The following is a 25352-nucleotide window of genomic DNA, read 5'->3' on the forward strand; positions in this document are numbered from 1 at the left end:
CGCGCCGCGTCACCGGGGCAACTTCCGGCCTTCGAGAGCAGCCTGGTGGGCGAGCATCTCATCCTTGAGTCCCTGGACGACGGCGGCGATCGCCGGTCGCCGCATCGAATCGGGTCTGAGCACCATCCAGTAGGGCAGTCGCTCGGCCACCGAATCGGGGAAGAGTCGCACGAGGTCGGGGTGACGGTCGGCCATGAAACACGGGAGGAAGCCGATTCCGGCACCCGCACGCGTCGCTTCGACGTGAACGAAAACGTTCGTCGAGGTCAGTGCATCCTTCATCTCGGGAAACAGCCGCCTCGGCGCATCGAGGTCGTCGACCTGGAGCATGGAATCGACGAAATACACCAGCCGGTGGTCGCTGACTTCCTCCACCGAGGCGGGGGTGCCGTTGGCCGCTAGATAGTCACGCGAGGCGTAGAGACCGAGTTCGTAGTCACCGAGCTCGATCGCCTCTGCTCGGTGCACGCGCGGTTCGCCGACGACGACCTCGATATCGAGACCGGACCGCTGCTGCAGGGCCTGCCTGGTGACGGTGACGATCTCGACGCTCAGCCCGGGATGCCGACGTCGCAGCTTCGCGACCGCCGGGGAGGCGACATAGGCGCTGAACCCATCCGTCGCGGTCATCCGCACCACTCCGGACACCGTCTCCGGGCCCTGGCCGGGACTCTCGAGTTCGGCGACCGCGGTCTCCATCTGTTCGGCCACCGCAACGGCCCGTTCCCCGAGGTCGGTCAGCTCCCATCCGTCATCCGAGCGAGCCAGCACGCGTCCGCCCAAGGACTTCTCCAAGGCGGCGATGCGGCGGGAGACCGTCGAGTGGGTAAGACCGAGGTTGTGTGCCGCCGTCGTGAACTTGGCGGTGCGGGATACGGCCAGCAGCACGAGCAGATCGTTGGGAGTGGTGTCCATGCCTGCCATGGTGGCACACCTGCAACAAGTGCGGCCTCGTCAGCGCACGTGCTGCTGCGACGGCGAGCGCGTCCAGCGCAGCAGCACGACGATCAGACAGATGAGGAACACGATCCCCGAGGTGACCAGTCCGGTGACGAGGATGCCGATATCGGCAGGCAGATCCACGTCCTCGGCCGGTTTGGTCGGTGCCTTCCCCTCCGGATCGATGAGGACGGAGATCGTGTCGCCCTCATCGAAGTCGTCGTATCCGTCCTTACCGCGGTAGATCAGCGGTTCGGCGACGGGGGTGCCGTCGGTGCGTTCGAGGCTGTAGGTATGAACATAGACCTGCCGCGACCTGGGCGGATTGGAACTGTGCACGGTCTTCTGCTCGACTTTGTGATCGGCGACGACCACCTCGGTGAGTTCGCCCGCCTGAGACAAAGCAAGATCCTCGCCGAGCATCACAGTGCCGATGAGTGCAATGGCCACGAACGGTCCGGTGTACCAATACGCCGGCGTGTGTCCCATGAACCTGCGCATCGCCAGAGTGACGCCGAGGAACACGAAGCATCCGAGGATGATCGTGAACAGCAGTTGGTCCGGATACAGGTATCCGATCGTGAAGACCGCACCTGTGCCGACGAAGAAGACAGCACCGGTGATGATGATGGTCAGCGGATTCCGGCTGCCCTGGTTCCAGCGGCGCTCACTCTTCCCGCCGTCACCCCACTTGCCGCGCATCCAGTAGGCGTCCATTCAAGCCCCGTTCGTCACTGCGGCATGTTGACGAATCGGGACTTCGCGCCCTGGAACGCCACGGGGATGTCCATCGTCGGACCGGCACGGTGCTTGGCGACGATGATGTCGGCCTCACCGGCGCGTTCGTGTTCCTTGTCGTACATGTCCTCACGGTGGATGAGGAGGACCATATCCGCGTCCTGCTCGATCGAACCGGACTCACGCAGATCCGAGATCATCGGCCGCTTGTCCGTGCGCTGCTCGCTGCCTCGGTTGAGCTGAGACAGTGCGATGACCGGCACCTCGAGCTCCTTGGCCAGCAGCTTGAGCGAACGGGAGAACTCCGAGACCTCCTGCTGACGGGACTCGACGCGCTTGCCCGAGGACATCAGCTGCAGGTAGTCGACGCAGACCATCTGCAGATTGTGCTGCTGCTTGAGCCGGCGGCACTTCGCGCGGATCTCGGTCAGCGCCATGTTCGGCGAATCGTCGACGAACAGCGGCGCATTGTTGATCCGGGCCTCGGTCGCGGCCAGCGTCGTCCAGTCGTGCGGACTGAGCTCGCCGCGGCGCAGGTTCTGCAGCGGAATCTCGGACTCCGCCGAGAGCAGACGCATGACGAGTTCGTTCTTGCCCATCTCGAGCGAGAAGAACACAGCGGCCGCATCATTGTGGATCGCAGCCGAACGGATGAAGTCGAGCGCCAGAGTCGACTTGCCGACACCGGGACGCGCGGCGATGACGATCATCGTGCCCGGATGCAGACCGTTGGTGAGGTTGTCGAACTCGGTGAAACCGGTGGGCACACCCGCGGTCTGCCCATCGGTGTTGCCGTTGCGTTCGATCTCCTGGGCCACCTCGCCGAGGATGTCGGAGAGGATGACGTAATCCTCTGTCGTATGGCGTTCGGTGACCTTGTAGATCTCCGCCTGAGCGGAGTTCACGACGTCATCGGTATCGCCTTCGGCGTCGTAGCCCATCTGCACGATGCGGGTGCCGGCCTCGACGAGGCGGCGCAGCACGGCCTGTTCGCTGACGATCGCGGCATAGTAGCCGGCGTTGGCGGCGGTCGGCACCGACGAGATGAGGGTGTGCAGGTAGGCGGCACCGCCGACGCGGGCGAGGTCGCCGGTCTTCGTCAGGTAGTTCGCCACCGTCACCGAGTCCGCGGGCTCGCCCCGGGAGTAGAGGTCGAGGACCGCCTCGTAGATGGTTTCGTGAGCGGGCTTGTAGAAGTCGTCGCCCTTCATCGTCTCGACGCAGTCGGCGATGGCGTCCTTCGACAGAAGCATCGCGCCGAGCACGCTCTGCTCGGCTTCGACGTCCTGCGGAGGGGTTCTCAGACCGTCATAGCCCTGGTCGTTGCTCACTTCAGTTCCTCTTCCTACACAGCCGCGTCGACACGCACCCGCAGATGGTGCGCTCCAACTGTACCCGGAGACCCGCGGAGGGTCCCACCGGCCCGGTCACTCCCGCCGAACCGGTGCCGACCATCCTAGGACGAGGCACTGACACAGAAACTTCAGTCCCGCGCCCTCCCGGCCGTGGCCACGGAGTGCAGAATCGGCTTCGTCAGCTGCAGCCCACCACGGATGATGCCGATGCCGACGACCACTGTGAGCAGGATCGTGAGGAAGGTGACCGGCTTGAATACGAGCGCGGCTCCGGCCAGGGGCAGGACGAGCAGCAGCCCGAGCCCTCCTGCCAGCAGGGACACCCAGATCGCTGGGGCCATGACGGCCCGCACCAGTGCCCGGTGCAGCAGCTGAGGATCGGCGCCCGCGGCATAGAGGTCGGAGAAGGTGTCGGCTCGGTCATAGATATCGGCGACCTGGTTGATCACCGCGGACACGGCGATGAGCACGATCGCGATGCCCATGACGAGCAGAACCCCGGTGAACATGTCGTGGAAGAGGTTGATATCGGAGGTGCCCATCGTTGCCGGGTCGTCCTCGGCGGCGTCGAGGCCGAGCTGCATCAGCGCCACCCCCGACCCGCAGACGGCCGCGGTGAACGAGGCCATCGCGAGTCCGGACACGCGTCGCCAGAACCGTTTGGGTTCGTCGGAGACAAGGCGAGCCGCGATGAGGCGCTCCGGGGTGGCGGCCCGCCGACCGGACAGGTGAGCGAACCAGCGGACGAGGAGCCCGCCGAGGAGGTCGACGACGACCAGCCCGAGAGCGAAGAATCCGACCACCGCGCCGAGCACGATCCCCACGCCGAGACCGCCGCTCTGGGTGAGCGCGTACACGACCGGCAGCAGGCAGATCACGAGCACCGTGACGATGATCTTGGCCACGGGGAGCTTCCGCTCCAGACTCTTCGTCCGCACGCCCAACGGAGAGACCGCGACCTTGCGCAGACCCAGCAGGGCCGAGCCTGCGCAGACCAGGGCCAGGAAGACGACAACGGCGAGGATGAGCCACGCGGGCATGAGCATGTTCGCGTACCCGATGGGTTCGCCCATGAAGTGGGTGAAGCTGACCGGCAGCGCCAGTCCGAGATACCCGAGCACCCCGAGGATGATGCCGGCCAGGGCCGGGATCAGCGGTTCGGCCACGGCGAGCGCCGTGATCTGGGAGCGTCGGGCCCCGAGCAGCGACATCGTCGACAGCCTTTCGTCCTGCCGGCGTGCCGACAGGGTCGCCGAGGCCGATGCCAGGGTGGAGGCGGGGATGATCAGCAGAGCCGTAGCCAGGGCTGCGAGGGTCTTGTACATGATGTCGAGGCCCTCGTCCGCGGGGTCGGGGCTCGGTGGGATCTGGAAGAACATCCAGGTCCCGGCCGCCACGGTGAGGAACAGCGTGGCACACGCGAAGAACGCGGCGGCCACGAGCACGGAGCTCGCCGAGGTCAGCGATCTCCGCCCGAGGACGAGGGGAACTGCTGCGAAGGACGTGGACATCGGGTCTCCTCTCAGGCCATGGTCGCCTCGGCGGTGGCCCGGTTCTCGGGTGCCGCCTCGGCGAGGGTGCGGTTGTGGGGATCGATCTCGGTGACCCGGCGGACGAGCGGGCGGGTGACCTGCAGCCCCAGCCACACCATCGCAACCCCGGCCACGAGGACGGCGGCAACGGTTCCGATGGTGAACGGATCGCCGAGGTCGCTCACCGAAGCCATGAGCCAGGCGAGGATTCCGCCGAGGAACAGGGAGACGACGGTGACCAGCAGGATCGGCGACATCACGGCGTTGACGGTCACCCGGTGCATCATCTGCTGGGTCATTCCGGCGGCGTGGAGCTCGCGGTAGGTCGTGGCCCGGTCCAGGATGTCTGCGGCCTGGTTGATCGTGGCCGAGACGATGACGAGGACGAAGGCGATGACCAGGGTGAGGATGAGTCCTGTGAAGATATCGTCGCCGAGGTGGACGTACGGACCCATGACCGCGCGGTCCTCGGCGGAGAAGTCCTCCTGACCGCTGCGCATCATCGCTGTTCCCGCCCCGCCGACGACGGCGATGAAGGTGATCATCGCCAGCCCGGCGACCCGGCGCCAGTACTGTCCGGGGGCGTCGGCGATCATTCCCGCCGCCATCACCGAGGCGGGACGGCGGGCGATTCTGCCGGCGATGCCGGCGTGGACGCGGATGCACAGGACGCCGAGGACGCTGATGAGCAGGAGGGTGATGCCGATCGTGGCGATGCTGTACATGATCGTCACCGCCATCGGCAGCTCCATCTGGGTGGAGACATAGGTCGCGATGGCCACGATGAGGATGAGCACGATGGCCGTGATGATGCGGGCCAGGGGGAATCTCCGGGGCAGCGACCGGGTGCGCACGCCCAGCGGGGAGACCTGGATCTTGCGCAGGCCGATGAGCGAGGCGATCAGGCAGACCGCCAGGAGGCCCACGATGACCGCGGCGAGCAGCCAGACCGGCATGAGCAGTGCCTGGTAGCCCAAAGGTTCGCCGACGAACGTGATGAAACTCAGCGGCCAGGCGACCAGCAGGTAGCCGCCGATTCCGGCGAGGATGCCCAGCGAGGCGGGGATGAAGGGTTCGGCGACGGCGATGAGGCGGATCGTGCTGCGTTGCGCCCCGAGCAGGGACAGGGTCGAGAGTCGTTCGTCCTGACGGCGGGCGCTCAATTTCGCCGAGGCGACCCCGAGGCTGGTCGCGGGCACGATGAGGAAGACCGTGGCGAGGACGGCGAGGAGCTGGTACAGCTCGGCCACCTCGGCGTATCCGGAGACCTCGGGGCGATCGATGAATGCCCAGGCGCCGGCGGCCACGGTGAGGAAGATCGTCGCGCAGGAGAAGAAGGCGATCCCGACAAGGCGCGACGTCATCGAAGTCAGGGACTGTTTGGACAGGAGGAGGGGAAGGATTTTCATCACTGGGCGGCTTCCTGCATTGCCGAATCTGCGACGATGCGGCCGTCGGCGAGTCGGACGACACGGGAGCAGCGGGCGGCGACGTTCTCATCGTGGGTGACGACGACGAGGGTGGAGCCGCGGCCGACGGTGGAGCCCAGCAGCTCGGTGAGAACCTCGTTCGAGGTTCGGGAGTCGAGGGCGCCGGTCGGTTCGTCGGCGAAGGTGACGACGGGCTGGGTGACCTGGGCGCGGGCAATTGCCACCCGTTGCGCCTGACCTCCGGAGAGCTGTCCGATCCGCTTGTGTCCGTGCTCGCTCAGACCAAGACGGTCGAGCCAGGCCCGGGCGTGCTGGGTGGCGTCCGAGCGGTTCATGCCTGCGAGCATGGCGGCGAGCGCAACATTGTCGATGGCGGTGAGTTCGGGCAGGAGCAGTCCCTGTTGGAAGACGAAGCCGAAGACCTCGCGGCGCAGAGCGGTGCGGCCGGATTCCTTGAGGGAGGTGATCTCGGCGGCGGCGCTGCGGTCGGTCGGCGAGAGTCGGATGCGGCCGCTGTCGGGACTGATGATGCCGGCCAGGCAGTGCAGGAGGGTGGTCTTACCGGAGCCGGAGGGTCCCATGATGGCCAGGGATTCGCCGAGGCCGATCGTGAGGTCGACTCCGGCGAGAGCGTACGTCTGGTTGAAGTGCTTGGTGACGTTTCCGGCGGTGATGATGGCGGGGTGCTGGTGGGCGGGCTGCTGCGCTGCGGCAGGATGCTGTGAAGAAGTCATGTCTCCATGTTTTCGCCCAACGGGCCTTGGCACTATGCAGTCAGCCTGTCAGCCGGTGCGGGATTTCCCAACCTCTGTTGACGGAAACCCCTGCGCGGTGGTCCGTGCCGGCTCCGGCGATGGATTCGGTCACCGCAGGGGTGACCGCCTCATTTCTTGAGGAACAGACGGATGACGGCACGCAGGGCGATCATCGTTCCGGCAAAGACGAAGAGAGCACCCAGCCCCTGGTACATCGTCAGGTCCGTCGAGATCTTCAGTCCGCCGTCCATTCCGAACAGGAGGATCGCGGCGATCACTGCCGTGCAGGCGAGGAGCACCGCCGTGAACTCGCTGAGAACTCCGCGCAGCCAGGAGCGTTCGGCAGCGGAGGTGAACAGCTGCGGTCGCACACTGAATCGGCCTGCAGCCATCTCCCTGCTCACCTGCTCGACACGTCCGGGCAGGCGCCGGGCGGTGAGCGCGGCAACGCCGGCGGCGCCGACGGATTTCGCGCTCATCCTCTCGGGCGCGATCACCGCCGCGGTGATCGCGGGCAGCTCCCGGCGCACAATGCTCAGCAGGGTCTGCTGCGGGTCGAGGCCGGTGACGGACTCCTCGATCGATGCCAGGGTGCGCAGTGCCGCTGCCAGGTCCCCGGGGACTCCGATTCCGTGGTCGCTGAGGACGGCGAGCAGCTGCCGGAACATCGCGCTGTCGATGCGTCCGTGTACACGCAGCACGGTGATGATGCGGCCGATGTCGCGCCGGAGCAGGTCGACGTCGACGTTCTCCTGTGCGTCGAAGGCCAGCAGGATCGCGTCGGCTGCTGTCGCCGCATCGTCGACGACGACGGCGTGGAGGATGAGGGCCAAGGCGTTGCGGGATTCGTCGTCGAGGATGCCGATCGACCCGAAGTCGAGGAAGACGAGGTCGCCATCCTCGGTGATCATGATGTTTCCCGGGTGCAGGTCGGCGTGGAAGATCCCCGTCACGAGGATGGACCGGATGGTCGACAGGCACAGTCTCCGGGCCGCAGCGCTCCGCTCCCTGTCGCCGAGGCGGGGGTATCCCTCGAGTGCCGCCTGTCCGAGGGTGCGCCCGGGAATGAAGTCGGTGACGAGGATCGACGCGCCGGAGAGCTCGTGTTGGACTGCGGGGACTCTCACCCCTTCTCGAGAGCCGAGGGAAGCGGCGGCCATGTCGAGGTTGCGGGCTTCGACCCGGTAGTCGAGCTCCTCGTCGAGGGATTCGACGAATCCGTGCGCCAACTCGCCGAGTCCCATCGCGCGGGCCCATTCGTAGCGTTTGAGCAGATGAGTCGACAGCCTGAGGAGGATGTCGCTGTCAACGCTCACCGCGGCCACGGCACGCGGCCTCCTGACCTTGATGGCCACCTCGGTGCCGGTTTCGAGCACCGCGCGGTGGACCTGAGCCAACGACGCGGCGGCCAGCGGAGTGGGGTCGACGGAGGCGAACGCTTCTTCCCAGTCGGCTCCGAGCTCAGCGGCGATGACGCCTTTGACTTGCGCGAAGGGCAGCCGTTCGGCATCGGCCTGCAGGGTTCCCAGTGCGGAGGTCAGTGTCGGCGGGAGGATGTCGGTGCGGGTGGAGAGGAACTGACCGAGTTTGACGAAGGTCGTGCCTGCCGAATTGAGGAAGACGACGAGCGAGGCGGCGAACCTGGTGTCGTCGGGTTTGAGTCCCGAGGTCAACGACCGGTGCAGGCCCGAGCTCATCGCTGCTCGGATGACGGTGAATATCCGGCCGGTCCGTCGGGTCCAGCCGCGAATCCCGATCACTGCGCCGCGGGCGCCGGGCAGCGTTCCGGTGGGCATGATGACTTCGAGGACGAACAGCACGATCGTGCTCAGTGCGAGGATCGCCAGACACATGAAACCGGCGAAGATCAGCAGCTGGACCTGGTCGAGGCTCTCATAGGAGACCTCGGGAGAGAAGATGCCGTTGAGTCGGGCCACGTGCGTGATGAAGGCGCCGCCGGATGAGAAGACGAGCATTCCGACGAGGATCGATCTGAGCAGTCCGACGTCGGGGCCGAGGAGTCGGCGCGAGAGCAGACCCAAGACGGAGCCCAGGATGACGATGGAGAGCAGCGCTGCAACTGTGAGCATCGGATCCTTTCCGGTTCTGCTCGGTCATTTCAGAGTACAGCCCGCGCGTAATCCTTGACAGAGTTTCGACACAACTTCCCCTGCGATTGTCCCCTTCACCCGGGGGCTTGGGACCGAAAGCGCTGAACCCTCAGTGGCTGAGGGCGCTTCAGCGCCTCACCCTGGCGGTCTCACCCCGGCAGGAGCACGATGACGGTGTGGATCACGAGGCCGACCAGCGCGCCGATGACGGTGCCGTTGATGCGGATGTACTGGAGGTCGCGGCCGACGTAGAGCTCGATGCGCTCGGCGGCTTCCTTCGCATCCCAGCGTTCGATGGTGTCGGAGATGACGCTGGCGATCTCAGGGCCGAAGCTTTCGGCCAGATCACCGGCGGTGGTGGCGATCCGGTCATCGATGCGGCGGGAGAATTCCGAGTCCGCCTGCAGCCGTTCGGCGAACTCGCCGATGAGCTGCCAGATGCGGGCTCGGACTTCGCCGCTTTCGTCGATGATGGCCTCGCGCAGCAGCTGTTTGAGCGAACCCCAGATCTCGAGGACGGAGTCGACGACGCCCTCCTGGCTGAGCAGGTCGTTGAAGATCTCTTCGGCCCGCTGGGACAGGGATGAGTCGGATTCGAGGTCGTCGGAGAGGTCGACGAGCCACGCATCCAGCGCCTGTCGGGCCTTGTGGTATTCGTTGTCGCGGACGTCGGCGACCCAGCCGAGCACTTCGCGCTGCAGGCGGTTGGCCAGCTGTTCGTTGACGAAATCGGGGACCCAGGACGGTGCCCGATTGTGGACGATCTCATCGATGACCTGCGGATTGTCACCCAGCCAGCTGTAGGCCTCCGCGATGATGAGGTCGACTAGTCTGTGGTGAGCCCCGTCGAGCACGATCTGACGCAGCAGCTGAGCGAGCACCGGTGTCTTCCTGGTGGCCACGAGCCGAGGAATGATGACGTTCCTGGTCAGCGCCTTGATGGAGTCGTCATCGATGCGCGCGAGCACATATTCGAGGCCCCCTGCGGCACGGTCGACGACGATATCTCGGTTGGCGGGTTTCGCCAGCCATTTTCCGGCACGATGGGAGATCTCGGCGGATCGGATCTTCGTCGACACCGCCTCGGCGTGGAGGAAGTTCGTGGCGACGAAGGCCGACAGACTCGCTCCGAGTGTGTCCTTCTTGCGCGGGATGATCGCGGTGTGCGGAATCGGCAGCCCGAGAGGGTGGCGGAACAGCGCGGTGACGGCGAACCAGTCGGCGATCGCGCCGATCATCGCGGCCTCCGAGGCGCGGGAGACGAACCCCCAGACGCCGGTGTTGTCGGTGAAGAGGTGGGTGGAGAGGAAGATGAGCGTGGCGAGGATGAGCAGCGAGAGCGCGAGCGTGCGCATCTTCTTCAGCCCGCGAGCGCGCTCTTGATCCTCCGGCGTAAGCTCGGCCGGCCCGCCGTTTCCGCTGCCGGCGCCGAAGCGCGGTACGGATGGTGTCTTCTCGATCGACATCGTTACCCCCTGCTCCACGACTTTAGCGAAACCCTGCCCCTCCACACGCATCCGCAGGCGGGTTCGCACCTGGGAATTCCGCGGAGAGCCCCGCCGCTCGGGCCGCCCTATCTCTCGCGAGCATCCCTCACAGTTGCTCTTACTTCCCCACGCTGCCCGCTATCCGCCCCGTCGCTCTCATATCTGCCCGGTGCACCGGGTGGAGATGCCACGATTCATGAGGGATGAGCCTTCGTGACAGTCGCCGAGGCGGCCCTGCCCGACCGTGGAACGTTAGGCTACGTGGATGGAACACTTCGAGAATCGTGAACGTGCAGAATCCTTCGGCGAGGTCGCCCGGGACTACGACGCCTTCCGACCGAAGTACCCTGCCGCGCTCCTCTCGGCGATCATACAAGCGGCCGGGGCGAGCGCCGACTCCCAAACGGATTCCTCACTGCCGTCCACCAGCGATCGAACCGCGGACGCCCCGCGCATCCTCGATGTCGGTTCCGGCACCGGCATTCTCGCGTCCCAGCTCCGGTCAGCAGGCGCCGAGATTCTGGCCATCGAACCAGACCCCGCGATGGCTGCGGTCGCTCGGGCCAAAGGTCTCGATGTGGAAGTCTCGGCGTTCGAGAAATGGGACCCACAGGGCCGGACCTTCGATCTCGTCAGCTTCGGTCAGTCCTTCCACTGGGTCGATCCTCTAGTTGCTCTGCCGAAAGTTCGCACGGTGCTCCGCCCCGGTGGGATTCTGGCTCTGGCTTGGAACGATATCGAACCCATCAGTGAGCTGAAGACCCGGCTCGATGCGGTCATCGCTCGCTTTCATGCCGACGGCAGGACCGCGAGTCTCGGTTCGAGAGCGAGCCGGGGCACCGAAGCGAGCCAAGAGGCAAGGGCGGGCAGCGGTACAGCTGAGTCCGCGCGGGAGGTCGAACCCGTCGAACATCCGGCGCTCACAAAACTGCAGGACGCCGGTTTCACCCCGAATGAGACCACTTTCGTCGAAGACCTCCATTATTCGAGGCACGACTGGCTGTCGATGGTCTTCACCTACTCGGCTCAGCTGACGATGGATCCAGTGAAGAGAGCGGTCATGCGCGAAGAGATGGCCGCCGAAATCCCCGACGACGGGCTCGATGCGCGGAACGAGGCACTTCTCGTCCTCGCTGGGGCCTGAATATGGGACGCTCAGAGTTCAAAAGCTGCGCGCTCAATGCTGAGCAGTGCCCACCCACTGGGCCGGTGCCACACGGCACGAGTCCGACCCGTAGAGTGAAGGCGTATGGTCACCGCTGTCCTGCACGGGGCCGCGCCCTCGCTGACACCGCCACCACCCGGTGGAGACGTGCACTCGTCCCTTTGGGACCACAGCGGCCCTCCCGCAGATGCAGCGATCTGACCGACCGAGACCACCCGCATCCTAGAGTCAGGAGCAGTCGTGCCAGCGACACCCGCCGAGGCCACCATCACCGAGATCACGAATCTCATCACCTTCGACACGACGAGCAGGGACACGAACCTCCCGCTCATCGACCACGTCGAAGCCCGCCTCCAGGCCGCCGGCATCGAATCACGCCGGATCCCGAATCCGGAGGGCACGAAGGCGAATCTGCTCGCGACCATCCCCGCAGCCGACGGCACGACCAGCGGAGGCATCGTCCTGTCCGGGCACACCGACGTCGTCCCCGTCGACGGCCAGGACTGGTCCTCCGACCCGTTCACCCCGGAGGTCCGCGACGGAAAGTACTTTGCCCGCGGCAGCGCCGACATGAAGTCCTTCATCGGCGTCATCCTCTCCCGCCTCGAAGCGCTCAAATCCGCGAAACTCAGCGAACCCATCCACCTCGCTTTCTCCTATGACGAAGAGATCGGCTGCGTGGGCGCCATCTCCCTCGTCGAGGCCATCACCGAGGAGGGCCTGGCGCCCCGCGGTTGCATCGTCGGCGAACCCTCGAGCATGCGGGCCATCCGCGGCCACAAATCGATGAACGTCTTCCGCGTCGACTTCCATGGCGTCGCCGCTCACTCCTCGCTCACCCCCGAAGGCGTCAACGCCATCGCCTATGCCTCCGAATTCGTCGCCTTCGTCCACGCCGTCGCAGCCGAATTCCGCACCGAAGGGCCCTTCGACGAGGCCTATGTCGTGCCCTTCACCTCGGTCACGGCGAACACGTTCACCGGCGGCATCGCCGTGAACACCATCCCCGCCGAGGCGACCGTCCAGTTCGAGTTCCGATCGCTCGGTTCCGTGGACCGCGAGGCCCTCATCGAACGCTTCCGCGCCGAAGCTCAGCGTCTCGGTCGAGCGATGGCCGCCGAAAACGAGGCCGCCGGCGTCGACTTCACGATCGAAGCCGAAGCTCCCGGCTGCGAGACTCCGGCCGATGCGGACATCGTCTCGCTCGCCGCGAACTGGGGCGCTATCGCCACCGATGACAAGGTCACGTACGGCACCGAGGCGGGGCTGTTCTCCGAAGCCGGCATCCCGACCGTCGTCTGCGGTCCCGGAGACATCGCCCAGGCTCACGCACCCGACGAGTTCATCGAACTCGACCAGATCGCCGCCTGCGAGTCGTTCATCGACGCCCTCATCTCCGACCTCTCCGAGAGCTGAGCCGATCGGGTTGCGCACTACCTGAAACACCCCACACCGCTGCCTGCGCTCCCTACGTGTTCGGGCACGAGCATCCCCCACTGCAAGCGGCACAACCTACTATTGCAGGAGCGTCCCTCACCAGGAGCCGCATAACGCACCGGTCGAACGGGAGGTTATGCGGTTGCCGCGGTGAGGCACAAGCAGCACGTCACAATGCCGGGACCGCGTACGCTCGCGTCGAACACGACCACAGCTGCGTCCGCTCCGACTGCGACAACTGACCCTGCCGACCCGCCGATTCTAGACCTTCCTGCGTCCTCTGCACCCCAAAAGTAGATGTACACTGAATCAGCCGACCTTAGGTTAGGCTAAATTCGTTCATCCCCTTTCGAGACGGCCCGAACACCCGCCTCGACGAACTGACGAGAGTGAGTCAGATGTTCGTCGCGAACCTCCTCATCGCCTTGCGCGAAGGTCTCGAGGCCACCTTGGTCATCGGCATCCTCGTGGGCTACCTGGTCAAGACCGGTCGCCGAGATGTCTTGCCCAAACTCTGGCTCGGCGTCGGTCTCGCCGCGCTCATTCCCTTCGGCATCGGCGCCCTGCTGACCTGGGGGCCGAAGACCCTGACCTATCAGGCGCAGGAGATCATCGGCGGCGTGCTCTCCATCATCACCGTTGCCCTGGTGACCGGAATGATCTTCTGGATGGGCAAGCACGCACGCGCACTCAAAGGTGAACTCGAATCGTCGATGGCCGCCTCGTTGGACAAGCGCTCGTCCGGCTGGGGTCTCGTCTGGCTCGCCGTGCTCGCCGTCGGCAGGGAAGGCGCGGAATCCGCGCTGTTCATCTGGGCCACGGTCCGCTCCTCGGTGGAGAACAACGTTGTCGCCACCACCGCCGGCGTCGTCACCGGTCTGCTGCTCTCACTCGTCCTCGGCTGGCTCATCTACCGCGGTTCGCGCAAGATCAATATGAAGCTCTTCTTCTCCGTCACCGGCTACTTCCTCATCCTCGTCGCCGCCGGAATCTTCGCGTACGGCATCAGCGATCTGCAGGAAGCCGGAGTCCTGCCCGGCATCATGAACCATGCGTGGGACGTCAGCCACCTGCTGCCCGAACCGACGTCGCCGATCTACTGGCTCTACGTCCTCGGACAGGCGATCTTCCAGGTCAACGTCCAACCCACGGTGCTCCAAACCATCGGCTGGATCGTCTATATCGTCCCCGTGGCGATCATCTTCTACCGCCAGGTCCACGGGAAGAGGCCCACAGCGAAGCCGGACGGTAAGTCCGAAAGAGCACAAAGGCACGCCCCCGCCGAGGCGACCCCCACCTCGGCGACGGCCGACCCGACATAATCGGCCCCGACACTCCACCCCCTGAATCGTGCGCATCCGCGCCGCTCATCGCACCACCACGTTCAATGACCGACCCATCTCACGAGGACAACTATGAAACGCCATTCCCCTCTCATCACCCTGCCCACGGTCACTCTGCTCGCTCTGTCGCTGGCAGCATGCACCGACAATCCGCAGAACAAGAAGGACGATGCCGCTGCCTCCGGCGACACCGTCACGGTGACGATCACCGATGACACCTGCGATGTCAGCCCCGCCACTCTGCCTTCGGGCAAGGTGAGCTTCTCCGTGACGAACAACGGCACGAAGCCGAACGAGTTCGAGATCCTCGCCGAGAACAAACTCCAGATCGAATCCGAGAAGGAGAACATCGGCCCGGGCACGACGACTACGGTGACCACAGCACTCGAAGAAGGCACGTACTACACGGCATGCAAGCCGAATATGGTCGGCGATTTCGTGGGACTGGCGAAGTTCGCCGTAACGAAGGGCGAAGACGTCTCCGTCGACAGCGACACCCAAGCCGCCGAGGACAAGGCGATCACGAACTACACCGGCTACGTCAAGGACCAGGTCGGTCAGCTCGTCGATGCAACGAAGGACTTCACCGATGCTTACACCTCGGGTGATACCGAGAAAGCGAAGGCCCTCTATCCGTTGGCGCGTCAGCACTATGAACGCATCGAACCGACCGCCGAGTCCTTCGGCATCAAAGAGGCCGGAGACCTCGACGGTGCGCTCGACGCCCGAGTCCAAGACCTCTCGGCCGATGCCGGAAAGAAGCCCAACGACCCCGAGGTGTTGGCCGACTGGACCGGTTGGCACCGGATCGAAGCCGATCTGTTCACGGACAAGTCCGAAGGCTATGAGTTCGAGTCCGAGGCCGAACGGAAGAAGGTCGCGGACAAACTCAACGAGGACACGAAGACCCTCTACGACCTCGTCTACGGCAAGGTCGACGGTGCCAGCGGCACGTTCGAACTCAAACTCTCCGATGTCGCCACGGGCGCATCCGCGCTGCTCGAAGAGGTCGCACTGTCGAAGATCGGCGGCGAAGAGGAGACCTTCTCGCACACCGACCTCTTTGACTTCCACGCGAATGTCGAAGGCGCAGAGGTGGCCTACGGCAATGTCGAAAAGCTCGTCGAAGCCCAGGATCCCGAGCTCGCGAAGAAGATCACAACGAACCTCGACGGTGTGAAGACGGTGCTGAAGAAGTACCAGACCGGCAAGGACGATGAGGGCAATATCCTCTACGAGGACTATTCGAAGGTTGCGGCAGTGCAGAACGACGCCGGCGAAGCTCCGCAGGACACCGACTACACCAAAGCCCAGCAGGAACTCTCAGACGCAGTCAATGCCCTGAGCGAACCCCTGTCGCAGGTCAGCGGCACCATCCTGCGCTGAAGTCTGTCGGAGTACGCGAATGAGCCATGACGAACCCACCGAGGCGGGATCCACCGAGGGCAAGGTCCGCGGGATTCCGAGGCGTCGGCTCTTTGCCCTCGGTGGGGCCGCAGGTGCTCTCGGCATCGCTGGTGTCGGGGGCGGTGCGGTCGGTTATGCCGTGCGCGGAACGCAGGAGAAGAAGCAGTCCGCCGTCCATCTCAGCTATCCCTTCCGGGCTGAGAAGCAGCAGGGCATCCTCACTCCCGCTCAGGACAATATGTACACGGTGGCCTTCGATGTCACGACCTCGGACCGCCAGGCACTCATCGGCCTCCTCGAGGATTGGACGGTGGCGGCGGAACAGATGAGCGCTGGTGACCTGGTCGGTGGCGCTCCGGACGCGAATACCGAACTGCCGCCGAAGGATTCCGGTGAGGTGTGGGGGTATCCGGCCAGCGGGCTGACGATCACCTTCGGCTTCGGTGCCACCTTGTTCGTCGATGAGTCGGGCAAGGATCGTTTCGGCCTGAAGGGCAAGATGCCGCAGGTGCTCAAGGACGGTGTGCCGAAGTTCGCGAATGAAGCCATCCATGCCTCCGAGAGCAATGGTGATCTGCTCGTCCAAGCCTGCGCGAACGATCCGCAGGTCGCCGTCCATGCGATCCGCAACCTCACTCGCATCGCTTTCGGCACTGCGAAGCTCAAGTGGGGGCAGATCGGCTACGGCCGCACCTCGTCGACGTCGACAGAGCAGGAGACGCCGCGCAACCTGTTCGGGTTCAAGGACGGGACGAACAACATCAAGAGCGAGGACGCCGACGGCGAACTCGACAAGCACCTGTGGGTACAGTCTGGTGATGATCCGGCTTCCGATGGCTGGCTGGCCGGTGGCACCTACTTCATGGCTCGCAAGATCCACATGTACTTGGAGATCTGGGACCGAGTGTCCTTGGCTGAACAGGAAGACATCATCGGCCGCGACAAACGCTATGGCGCCCCGCAGTCCGTGGCAGAACCCACCGCGGATGAAGAGTTCACCCCCATCGACTTCTCTGCGAAGAACGCGGAGGGCGCACCGGCGATCGATGCGCGGTCGCACATCGCCATCGTCGCTCCCGAACACCACAAGGGGGCGAAGATGCTGCGTCGAGGATACAACTTCACCGATGGCAATGATTCGCTCGGCCGCCTCGATGCGGGGCTGTTCTTCATCGCCTATGTGCGGGACCCGCGGACGAATTTCTACCCGATCCTCAAGACCATGGCACAGAAGGACCTGCTCACCGAGTACCTGCAGCATCAGGCCTCGGCGCTGTTCGCCATCCCGCCCGGCATCGGCACCGGCGACACGATGATCGGCCAGAAGCTCTTCACCTGACCCATCCCTTCCCATCGTCCCGCAGCGTCCGGGCGGCATCACAGCATCCCACACCGCCAGCGACATTGCGCACCGCAAGCGTCGTGTCCTCCATCTGCGACCCACGAGCATCCGTCACCGCAAGCGGCACAACCTACGACTGCAAATGCATCTGTCACCGGCAGCCGCACAACGCACAGGTGCAACGGGATGTTATGCAGCTGTCGCGAGGTTCTAGGTGCGACACGTCGTTTTGCCGCGAACCCGGACGGATACTCGACTGCCCTCCAGGGCAGACCGCAGCCCCCAACGTCGTCTGCAGCTCAGTGCCTACCGTGAGCAGGTATCAGCAGCGAGCCACCGCCGGCCGCATCCTCACAGCTCCGACAGCCGAATCCCAACCCCATGAATAACGCCGAGGCGGCACCTGAACTCAGGTGCCGCCTCGGCGGTGGTGCGGTGGGGCCGTTCAGGCCCTCACCACGTCCGAATCATCCGGACTGGGACGCCCGGACAAGGCCTTGATCAGGCCTTGCCGATGACCTCGAACTTGATCTTCGCGGTGATCTCGTCGCCGACGCGCACAACAGCGTTGTAGCTGCCGGGGGTCTTGACGTGACCGGTCAGGGCGACCTGACGGCGATCGAACTCGCGTCCGGTCGCGGTCTGCAGAGCCTCGGCCACGAGGGCGGGGGTGACGGCGCCGAAGAGGCGACCGTTCTTACCGGCCTTCATGTCGATGCGAACCGTGGTCGACTCGAGTTCGCCCTTGACCTTGATGGCTTCGTCGTGATCAGCGATCTGCTTGGCCTGACGGGCCTTGCGCAGAGCCTCGATGTGCTTCTCAGCGCCGGCGGACCAGGCGGAAGCCCAGCCACGAGGCAGAAGCAGGTTGCGTGCGTATCCGGCACGAACCTCGACGACGTCGCCGGCGGCACCGAGGCCGTCGACTTCCTGGTTCAGAATCACTTTGCGGTTAGGCATTATTCTTTCCCTCCGATCAGCGAGCTGAGCTCGAGTAGGGCAGAAGTGCCATCTCGCGGGCGTTCTTGACGGCCTTTGCGATGACGCGCTGTTCCTGCACGGTCACACCGGTGACGCGACGTGCACGGATCTTGCCGCGGTCGGAAATGAACTTACGGAGCGTAGCGGTGTCCTTGTAGTGGATGTTCGCCGCTTCGCCCTTCTTGAGCGGATTAGCCTTCTTCTTGATAGGCTTCCGGATCTCTGGCTTTGCCATGAGTATCTCCTGTTAACGAATGTCTCGAAATGTCGTGAAGACGTGGATCAGAACGGGGGTTCATCGGCGCCGGGGTTGCCCCAGCCGCCGTTGCCGCTCTGCGGGTTCGATGATGCCCACGGGTCATTGGCGGGTGCGTTGTTGCCGCCCTGGCTGTAGCCCTGGCGCTGACCGCCCTGCTGGCCGCCCTGCTGAGGATTGTTGCCCCAGCCGGAGGACTGCTGGTTGCCGAAGCCGCCCTGCTGGCCGCCTCCGCCCTGGCTGCCGCCACCGAAGTTGCCGCCGCCACCGCCGAAGTTTCCTCCGCCGCTGGGGCTGTTCTTCGAGACCTGGGCGGTGGCGCGTCGCAGGCTGGGGCCGACTTCGTCGACATCCAGCTCCATGACCGTGCGCTTCTCGCCTTCCTTGGTTTCGAAGGACCGGGACTTCAGTCGGCCCTGAACGATGACCCGCGTACCGCGCTGCAGAGATTCGGCGACGTTCTCTCCCATTTCACGCCACACCGAGCAGCGGAGGAAGAGAGTCTCTCCGTCCTTGAACTCGTTGGCCTGACGGTCGAAGATACGCGGCGTCGAGGCCACGGTGAAGTTAGCGACTGCCGCACCGTTCGGTGTGAAGCGCAGTTCGGGATCGCTGGTGAGGTTCCCGACGACCGTGATGACTGTTTCGCCTGCCATTGAATCTCCTAGAAGCGAGGTAGCTTAAGATGCCTTACTTGGCGTCCGGGCGGAGGATCTTCGTACGCAGAACGGACTCGTTGAGTCCGAGCTGACGATCGAGTTCCTTGGTCGTTGCAGGCTCGGCGTGGAAATCAACCACGACGTAGTAGCCTTCGGACTTCTTCTGGATCTCGTACGCGAAGCGACGACGTCCCCAGATATCCACGTTGTCGACGGTGCCGTTCTCAGCCGGGACAACCTTGATCAGGTTGTTCACGGTGTCAGCCAGCGTCCGCTCTTCGAGGTCGTTATCAAGAATGAGCATGAGCTCGTACTTACGCATATGTCACCCACCTCCTCTGGTCTTTGCGGCCATGGTCGGTCCATGGCAGGAGGGTATATGCACGCCCGCTCCCCGTCTCGTGATCGTCACGAAATGGGAACAGACCTCACTAGTCTAATCGACCGGTGCGCTGACTGTCATGTCCGGATTCGTGCTCTTCCTTACGTCCAGCAGCCCGATGTTCCAGTGCGTCGCCAGGATCGTCGATCTCTTCTCGCCGAGGCGGCGCCGACGCAGCCATGCGACCGCGGATACCTCGCCGGTAGAGGTTCTCACCGGCCATGATCACGACGAGGACGAGAGCGAGCAGCCGCAGCAGGGTGAACAGGGCGACGAAGGTGGACTCGAGTCCCTCATCGACTTCGAATCCCGACACATCGCCGAGTTGGACGGCGACGGCGAAGACCGCCTCGGCGAGGGTCCAGACGATGAGCACCCACCAGCGGCGGACGGACAGGGCGATGAAGGGCAGCAGCCACAGGCTGTCCCAGGGCATGAGTCCCGGCGCAAGCAGCAGGCAGCCGCCGATGAGCAGGCATGCGGCTACGGCCGGGTCGAGACCCGTGCGGCGGACCATGTAGAGGGAGACGGTGACGGCGAGGACCACTCCGGCGCTGACGATGATCCACAGCGGGGCCCAGACGGACACGTCGCCGAGTTCGGCCATGAGCAGGATCGACGCGAAGGATCCGCCGTCGACGGCATCGGAGTACCAGTGGATGATCCGGTCGATCGCGCTGAGATCGACGACGAGCAGCACCGCCGAGGTGACCGTGGCCGCGGCGAGCATCATCCGCGGATTGCGCGCCTTCAGTCCCCGTGCCGGGTTCGGCCCGGTCACCGTCAGGGCGAGGAGCACGAGGAGGGCGAGTGGGTTGATGAACGTCGCGATGCCCAGCAGCACACCGGCCAACCACCCGCGCGGGCGTAGCGGTGGGGTTCCGAAGAAGATGACCATCGCCCACACCGCCAGCGCGAGGGCAATCGGGTCGAGAGTGGAGCCGAGGGTGAAGAGGATGAGCGGGGAGACGAAGACCGCGACCAGCCACCCCCGGAAGCGGGCGAGGACGAGGAGTCCGGCGCCGAGAGCAGCGATCCCTGCGGTGTTGAGCAGGAGCACCACGACCATGAAGAGGGAGACGTCGTTGGTGAACAGCTGGAACAGGTCGACCAGCCGAGCTTCCAGCGGGGCCAGGGCCGCCGCTCCGCCGTGCGCGCGCCCAAGTACCTCGGGGTTGGTGTCACCGAGGAACGCCGTGGACAGAGGACCTGCGCACATCCTCGCCGAGGCGGCCGGCTGTTCGTATCCCGAGCTCAGGCACGGGCCCTGCAGAGCCAGAGCGAGGAAGGTGATGACGCCGAGGACCGCAGCCAGCGCAGAGGCCTGCGCGCTGCGGAACCGGCGACCGGCAGCACCGAGGTGAATGCCGACCGGACCGCCGAGCAGAGGCTCGGCGATCCGGGTGCTGGACTTCGAGGGCATGACTCGAGGTTACCGGTCAGCCGGTGATGTCATCGATGCCCAATCCGCCATCTTCACTGCTGCCGTTTCCGGTGTCTCCACCGCCAGTGTCGCCACCGTCGCCAGAGCCCTTGTCGGTACCGTTGCCACCGGTGTCGCCACCGCCGCCGGAGCCCTTGTTGGAACCGTTGCCGCCACCGGTGTCACCACCGCCGCCGTCATCGGACCCACTGTCCTTACCGTCGGAGTCCTTCGAACCCTCGTCGGAGCCGTCCTTCGAGCCTTCTTCCTTGCCCTTCTCGTCGCCGTCGGAGTCCTTGTTCTTGTCCTCGTCGTCCTTCGGAGTCTCGATCGGAGCCTTCGGCTCTTCCTTCTCCTTGTCCCCGTCGCTGCCGTCGTTGCTGCCCGACGGTGCTTTCGGCTCGGGCTTCGGAGCCGGGGCCGGGTTGGAGTTCTTCGGCTTCGGCTTATCGGGAAGCTCGCCGCGAGCCGGGAACTGTTCGACCTTCTCACCCTGGAGGGCCTTCTGCATGTAGTCGGTCCACACCTGAACGGGGAACGAACCACCGGTGACCTCACCGCGACCGCCGAAGGAGCCGATAGACACGGACTTTCCGTCGACCTCACGATAGAGCACGACCGAGGTGGCGAGGTTCGGTGTGTAACCGGAGAACCATGCGGCCTTGTTCTCGTTCGTCGTACCGGTCTTGCCGGCAGCAGGACGACCGAGGTTCTGGGCGTAGCTGCCCGAACCACCCTGAACGACCTGGCTCAGGGCGTACGAGGTCTCGGCACCAACTGCCTTGTCGAAGACGCGCTTGCCCTTGGTTTCGGCCTTGTACACTTCCTCGTCCTCGGCACCCTTCGTGACCTTCTTGATCGAGTGCGTCTCGTGGTGCACGCCGTTTGCCGCAAAGGTCGCGTACGCCGAAGCCATGTCGATGGGCTTGACGCTGGGCGTACCGAGCACATTGGAGGGGTTCGGGGTCAGACCGATCGAGCAGCCGCCGGTATCCCCGGTCTTCATCTCCTTGTCGGTGCAGTTCTCGCTCAGACCCGCACGTTCGGCGACGTCGACAGTCTTGTCGGGCCCGACCTGCACGTTGAGTGCCGCATAGGCTGTATTGATCGAGGACTGCGTCGCCTTGAGCAGGCTCACCGGGCCATAGCTCGAGCCGCCGAAGTTGCGCACCGGCCACGGCGTGCCGTCGTTGTTGAGCACCGTCGGGCTGGCACCGGGATAGGAATCGGTCAGCCTGACACCGTTCTCCAGACCTGCGACGAGCGCGAATGGCTTGAACGTCGATCCGGCCTGCACATGGCTCTGGGTCGAGGCATTGAACGCCTGATCGAGGTAGTTCTTACCACCGTAGAAAGCTTCGATTCCGCCGTTGTCGGGGTCGATCGAGACGAGTCCGGCCTGCATTCCTTCAGGCTGGTCCTGGGGAAGCGTCTTGATGGCCTGCTCGGCTGCCTTCATACGATCCTTGTCGAAGGTGGTGACGATGTTGTAGCCACCGCGGTCGAGCTGAGCCTCATCGATATCGAGCTTGCGCAGGGCTTCACGACGGACGAAATCCCACATGTAGCCCTTCTGCCCGGACAGCGAGGATTCCTTGTTCTGCTTCTTCACTTCGGGCATCTCGACCTTGGCGGCCTGCTCCTCGGTGATGAAGCCTTCGTCGACCATGTTCTTGACCACGTAGTCGAAGCGGTCCTGATAGGCCTCGGGGTTGTCCGAAGGATCGGCGGCACCCGGGCGCTGGATCATCGCGGCAAGCAGAGCGGACTCGCTGACATTGAGCTCCGAGGCCGGCTTGTCGAAATAGTTCTGAGATGCCACTTCGATGCCGTAGGAACGACGGCCGAGGTAGATGGTGTTGAGGTAGTTCGCGAGGATCTCGTCCTTCGACTGCTGCTGGTCGATCTTGAGCGAGATGAACATCTCCTTGACCTTACGATCAAGCGAATGCTCGTTCGTGAGGTAGAAGTTCTTCACGTACTGCTGGGTGATCGTCGAACCGCCACCCGCGTACTTATTCGTGGCCACGCCGACGACAGCGCGGGAGAGACCCTTGATCGAGATGCCGCGGTTCTCGTAGAACGAGGTGTCCTCGGCGGCGATCGCGGCCTTCTGCATGGGTTCGGAGATCTCGTCGATCTCCACTGACTTGCGGTCCTCGACCTTGTACTGACCGATCGGCGTCTTGCCGTCGCTGTAGTAGATCGTCGAGGTCTGACCGGTGGCCTCGAGGTTCGGCTCGGGGATGTCCGTTGCGGCATAGCCGATGGCGAACGCCACGCACAGGGCGATGACGAGGCTGAGCCCGCCGACGACGAGTACGCGGATGCTCGGCAGGAAACGGGTCCATCCGCTCACACCCGCTCGCGGGTAGTTGAGCAGGTTCTTCGTATTCCTGCCGATGTTCTTGGCTGTGTGTTGTCCCTTAGCCACCCAAGGTCCTCCAGGTCAGTCAGCCTGCCGCAATGCGTGGCGACGAGGTCCGAAAAAGGTCAAAGACGCCAATCAGTCTCGCACGCATTCATTAGTAGAGGATGAAAAAGTGCTGAGCCTGACGCCCTGCAGACACGCCAGGTTACCGAACCGTTCTCAGAGTAACCCCGCATTCGGCATCTCACCAGGCATTTTACTTGACTGCGGGAGAATCAACCATGACGAGTGCGTGTTTGCTCACATTCAAAATGTCTGCCCGCAGATCAGTGCTCGGCGTCGCCAGCCGGAGCACCTCGACCAGGCGCGCGTACCTTCTCGTTCAAGCGTGCCCGCACTTTTCCGCAGATGCCGCCAGCCGCGACGCCTCGTTCAAGCCGCCCAGCGCTTTGCCACAGGTATACGGGCTGAAAAGTGCTGGGCCGCTTGAACGAGAGTCGCGGCACCGCTCAGCTCTTGAGGTCGAAGTCCGTGTCGGCGTACTCGTTGCCCTCGACGACGGGTTCGCCGCTGAACGGATGCAGCTGGTCTTCGCGGGCGCGCAGCTCGACGCGACGGATCTTTCCGGAGATCGTCTTCGGCAGCTCGGCGAACTCGAGTCGGCGGATGCGCTTGTACGGAGCCAGATTCTCACGGCAGTAGGCGAGGATCGACCGCGCCGTCTCGGCATCGGCCTCGAACTTGCTCGACACCACGACATACGCCTTGGGCACAGCCAGTCGCACAGGATCAGGCGAGGGCACGACGGCCGCCTCGGCGACGGCCTCGTGTTCGATGAGCACGCTTTCGAGCTCGAAGGGGGAGAGCCGGTAGTCGCTGGCCTTGAACACGTCATCGGCGCGACCGACGTAGGTGATGTAGCCGTCCTCATCACGAGAGGCCACATCTCCGGTGTGATAGACACCGCCTTCGAAGGCCTCTGTGGTCTTCTCCGGGTTGCTCCAGTATCCGGTGGTCAATCCGACGGGGCGAGGATCGAGGCGCAGGCAGATCTCGCCCTCGTCGCCTTCCTCACCGGTCGCCGGGTCGATGAGCACGACGTCGAATCCGGGCAGGGCCTTGCCCATCGAACCGTATTTGAGCTCCTGATCGGGCGAGTTGCCGATCTGCAGGGTCGACTCGGTCTGACCGAAGCCGTCGCGGATGAGCACACCCCATTCGCTGTGAACGCGGTCGATGATCTCGGGGTTGAGGGGTTCACCGGCACCGAGAGCTTTCGTCGGGGGATTCTTCAGGTGGCTGAGGTCGGCCTGGATGAGCATGCGCCACACTGTCGGCGGGGCGCAGAAGCTCGTCACTCCCACGCGGTCCATGGTCTCCATGAGGGCGTTGGCGTCGAAGCGCGAGTAGTTGTAGAGGAAGACGCAGGCTTCGGCGATCCACGGGGTGAAGATGTTCGACCAGGCGTGCTTGGCCCAGCCGGGCGATGCGACATTGAGGTGGACGTCGCCGGGTGTCAGTCCCATCCAGTACATCGTCGAGAGATGACCGACCGGGTAGGAGACATGGGTGTGGGCGACCATCTTCGCCTTCGAGGTGGTGCCCGAGGTGAAGTAGAGGAGCATCAGGTCATCGGCGCGCGAGCTGCCCTGAGGGTCGAACTCGGTGCTCTCATCATCGGCATCGGAGTAGCTGTAGTCCTGCTGGCGGGTGGGCTCGCCGCCGACGACGATGCGGACGACTTCGACATCGACGTCATCGAACTTCGCGGCATCCTCGGCGCCGGCGACGACGAACTCGGCCTGACCGCGCTCGGCACGGTCGGTGAGATCGATGGGGCCCAGCTGCGTGGTGGCCGGCATGAGCACGGCACCGAGCTTGATGCCGGCGAGCATCGTCTCCCACAGCTCGACCTGGTTGTTGAGCATGACCATGACATGGTCGCCGCGCTTGATCCCGGCGCGGCGGAAGTGATTCGCCACCTGGTTCGACCGCGCGGAGAGCTCCGCGAAGCTCCACTTGCCCTCAGTTCCGTCCTGTTCGACGATCCACAGAGCCGGCTTGTCGTTGTTCTCGGCGATCTTGTCGAACCAGTCGAGTGCGAAGTTGAAGTGCGTGAGACGCGGCCATTCGAACTGTTCGCGCGCGGCCTCGTAATCGCTGCGGAGCTCGATCAGCTTGTCTCGGGCAGCGCGGAACTCCTCGGTCACTGTCATTGTGGTCTCCTCACCTTTCGCCA

At 64.5% G+C, this 25352-nt stretch carries 20 protein-coding genes; 5 read left to right on the plus strand and 15 right to left on the minus strand.

Annotated features, from left to right (window positions below; translation table 11 throughout):
- Positions 1-9: 9 nt before the first annotated feature.
- The 8 genes from KTJ89_RS12920 to KTJ89_RS12955 form a co-directional block, all read right to left on the minus strand.
- Positions 10-915, minus strand: coding sequence for a LysR family transcriptional regulator (locus KTJ89_RS12920; RefSeq protein WP_259358012.1), 906 nt, complete (start codon positions 913-915; stop codon positions 10-12).
- 39 nt (positions 916-954) lie between these two features.
- Positions 955-1656: a hypothetical protein gene (locus KTJ89_RS12925; RefSeq protein WP_127365193.1), complete on the minus strand. Its 702-nt coding sequence runs from the start codon at positions 1654-1656 to the stop codon at positions 955-957.
- Between the two features lie 14 nt (positions 1657-1670).
- On the minus strand, positions 1671-3008 hold the full coding sequence (gene dnaB, locus KTJ89_RS12930) for a replicative DNA helicase (RefSeq protein ID WP_039211746.1): 1338 nt from the start codon (positions 3006-3008) through the stop codon (positions 1671-1673).
- 152 nt (positions 3009-3160) lie between these two features.
- Positions 3161-4543 carry an FtsX-like permease family protein gene (locus KTJ89_RS12935; RefSeq protein ID WP_259358013.1) on the minus strand — a complete coding sequence of 461 codons (1383 nt, stop codon included), beginning with the start codon at positions 4541-4543 and terminating at the stop codon, positions 3161-3163.
- A gap of 11 nt (positions 4544-4554) precedes the next feature.
- On the minus strand, positions 4555-5973 hold the full coding sequence (locus KTJ89_RS12940) for an FtsX-like permease family protein (RefSeq protein ID WP_259358014.1): 1419 nt from the start codon (positions 5971-5973) through the stop codon (positions 4555-4557).
- Positions 5973-6728, minus strand: a complete 756-nt coding sequence (locus tag KTJ89_RS12945) for an ABC transporter ATP-binding protein (RefSeq protein WP_139467588.1) — start codon at positions 6726-6728, stop codon at positions 5973-5975. The genes KTJ89_RS12940 and KTJ89_RS12945 overlap by 1 nt, the downstream gene beginning before the upstream one ends.
- A 149-nt stretch (positions 6729-6877) precedes the next feature.
- On the minus strand, positions 6878-8839 hold the full coding sequence (locus KTJ89_RS12950) for an ABC1 kinase family protein (protein WP_139467589.1): 1962 nt from the start codon (positions 8837-8839) through the stop codon (positions 6878-6880).
- Positions 8840-9009: 170 nt separating this feature from the next.
- A complete protein-coding gene (locus tag KTJ89_RS12955; RefSeq protein ID WP_139467590.1) occupies positions 9010-10326 on the minus strand; it encodes a DUF445 domain-containing protein in 1317 nt (438 codons plus the stop codon).
- A gap of 286 nt (positions 10327-10612) precedes the next feature.
- Here KTJ89_RS12955 and KTJ89_RS12960 point away from each other — a divergent pair, with 286 nt between their 5' ends.
- From KTJ89_RS12960 to KTJ89_RS12980, 5 genes are all read left to right on the plus strand, one after another.
- On the plus strand, positions 10613-11491 hold the full coding sequence (locus KTJ89_RS12960; protein ID WP_139467591.1) for a class I SAM-dependent methyltransferase: 879 nt from the start codon (positions 10613-10615) through the stop codon (positions 11489-11491).
- Positions 11492-11752: 261 nt separating this feature from the next.
- Positions 11753-12928 (plus strand): acetylornithine deacetylase, encoded by a 1176-nt coding sequence (argE, locus tag KTJ89_RS12965; RefSeq protein ID WP_259358015.1) that lies wholly within the window; start codon positions 11753-11755, stop codon positions 12926-12928.
- Between the two features lie 419 nt (positions 12929-13347).
- Positions 13348-14271, plus strand: coding sequence for an iron uptake transporter permease EfeU (gene efeU / locus KTJ89_RS12970; protein WP_139467592.1), 924 nt, complete (start codon positions 13348-13350; stop codon positions 14269-14271).
- A 93-nt stretch (positions 14272-14364) separates the two neighbouring features.
- Positions 14365-15678: an iron uptake system protein EfeO gene (gene efeO / locus KTJ89_RS12975; protein ID WP_259358016.1), complete on the plus strand. Its 1314-nt coding sequence runs from the start codon at positions 14365-14367 to the stop codon at positions 15676-15678.
- A gap of 19 nt (positions 15679-15697) precedes the next feature.
- Entirely contained in the window at positions 15698-17038 is a 1341-nt protein-coding gene (locus tag KTJ89_RS12980) for a Dyp-type peroxidase (protein WP_259358017.1), read from the plus strand.
- A gap of 504 nt (positions 17039-17542) precedes the next feature.
- Here the strand turns inward: KTJ89_RS12980 and rplI are convergent.
- From rplI to KTJ89_RS13015, 7 genes are all read right to left on the minus strand, one after another.
- Positions 17543-17986 (minus strand): 50S ribosomal protein L9, encoded by a 444-nt coding sequence (gene rplI, locus KTJ89_RS12985; protein ID WP_259358018.1) that lies wholly within the window; start codon positions 17984-17986, stop codon positions 17543-17545.
- A 31-nt stretch (positions 17987-18017) separates the two neighbouring features.
- On the minus strand, positions 18018-18257 hold the full coding sequence (gene rpsR, locus KTJ89_RS12990; RefSeq protein WP_025779604.1) for a 30S ribosomal protein S18: 240 nt from the start codon (positions 18255-18257) through the stop codon (positions 18018-18020).
- A 47-nt stretch (positions 18258-18304) separates the two neighbouring features.
- Positions 18305-18934, minus strand: a complete 630-nt coding sequence (locus tag KTJ89_RS12995; protein ID WP_172173179.1) for a single-stranded DNA-binding protein — start codon at positions 18932-18934, stop codon at positions 18305-18307.
- Positions 18935-18968: 34 nt separating this feature from the next.
- On the minus strand, positions 18969-19259 hold the full coding sequence (gene rpsF / locus KTJ89_RS13000; protein ID WP_025779601.1) for a 30S ribosomal protein S6: 291 nt from the start codon (positions 19257-19259) through the stop codon (positions 18969-18971).
- Between the two features lie 109 nt (positions 19260-19368).
- Positions 19369-20742: a glycosyltransferase family protein gene (locus KTJ89_RS13005; RefSeq protein WP_259358019.1), complete on the minus strand. Its 1374-nt coding sequence runs from the start codon at positions 20740-20742 to the stop codon at positions 19369-19371.
- A gap of 16 nt (positions 20743-20758) precedes the next feature.
- On the minus strand, positions 20759-23176 hold the full coding sequence (locus KTJ89_RS13010) for a transglycosylase domain-containing protein (RefSeq protein ID WP_259358020.1): 2418 nt from the start codon (positions 23174-23176) through the stop codon (positions 20759-20761).
- A 446-nt stretch (positions 23177-23622) separates the two neighbouring features.
- The gene (locus tag KTJ89_RS13015; protein ID WP_139467595.1) at positions 23623-25329 is read right to left on the minus strand and encodes an AMP-binding protein; all 1707 of its coding nucleotides are present in this window, start codon (positions 25327-25329) and stop codon (positions 23623-23625) included.
- Between the last annotated feature and the right edge of the window lie 23 nt (positions 25330-25352).

Origin of the sequence: Brevibacterium sediminis, assembly GCF_024895295.1 — a bacterium.
Lineage (GTDB): Bacteria > Actinomycetota > Actinomycetes > Actinomycetales > Brevibacteriaceae > Brevibacterium > Brevibacterium sediminis.

Coding starts and splice junctions, on each gene's coding strand:
- KTJ89_RS12925 (WP_127365193.1), bottom strand. CDS start 1,656: ATGGACGCCTACTGGATGCGCGGCAAGTGGGGTGACGGCGGGAAGAGT.
- KTJ89_RS12955 (WP_139467590.1), bottom strand. CDS start 10,326: ATGTCGATCGAGAAGACACCATCCGTACCGCGCTTCGGCGCCGGCAGC.
- KTJ89_RS12935 (WP_259358013.1), bottom strand. CDS start 4,543: ATGTCCACGTCCTTCGCAGCAGTTCCCCTCGTCCTCGGGCGGAGATCG.
- efeU (WP_139467592.1), top strand. CDS start 13,348: ATGTTCGTCGCGAACCTCCTCATCGCCTTGCGCGAAGGTCTCGAGGCC.
- rpsR (WP_025779604.1), bottom strand. CDS start 18,257: ATGGCAAAGCCAGAGATCCGGAAGCCTATCAAGAAGAAGGCTAATCCG.
- KTJ89_RS13015 (WP_139467595.1), bottom strand. CDS start 25,329: ATGACAGTGACCGAGGAGTTCCGCGCTGCCCGAGACAAGCTGATCGAG.
- KTJ89_RS12945 (WP_139467588.1), bottom strand. CDS start 6,728: ATGACTTCTTCACAGCATCCTGCCGCAGCGCAGCAGCCCGCCCACCAG.
- KTJ89_RS12950 (WP_139467589.1), bottom strand. CDS start 8,839: ATGCTCACAGTTGCAGCGCTGCTCTCCATCGTCATCCTGGGCTCCGTC.
- KTJ89_RS12920 (WP_259358012.1), bottom strand. CDS start 915: ATGGACACCACTCCCAACGATCTGCTCGTGCTGCTGGCCGTATCCCGC.
- rpsF (WP_025779601.1), bottom strand. CDS start 19,259: ATGCGTAAGTACGAGCTCATGCTCATTCTTGATAACGACCTCGAAGAG.
- KTJ89_RS13005 (WP_259358019.1), bottom strand. CDS start 20,742: ATGCCCTCGAAGTCCAGCACCCGGATCGCCGAGCCTCTGCTCGGCGGT.
- KTJ89_RS12940 (WP_259358014.1), bottom strand. CDS start 5,973: ATGAAAATCCTTCCCCTCCTCCTGTCCAAACAGTCCCTGACTTCGATG.
- KTJ89_RS12960 (WP_139467591.1), top strand. CDS start 10,613: ATGGAACACTTCGAGAATCGTGAACGTGCAGAATCCTTCGGCGAGGTC.
- KTJ89_RS12995 (WP_172173179.1), bottom strand. CDS start 18,934: ATGGCAGGCGAAACAGTCATCACGGTCGTCGGGAACCTCACCAGCGAT.
- efeO (WP_259358016.1), top strand. CDS start 14,365: ATGAAACGCCATTCCCCTCTCATCACCCTGCCCACGGTCACTCTGCTC.
- KTJ89_RS12980 (WP_259358017.1), top strand. CDS start 15,698: ATGAGCCATGACGAACCCACCGAGGCGGGATCCACCGAGGGCAAGGTC.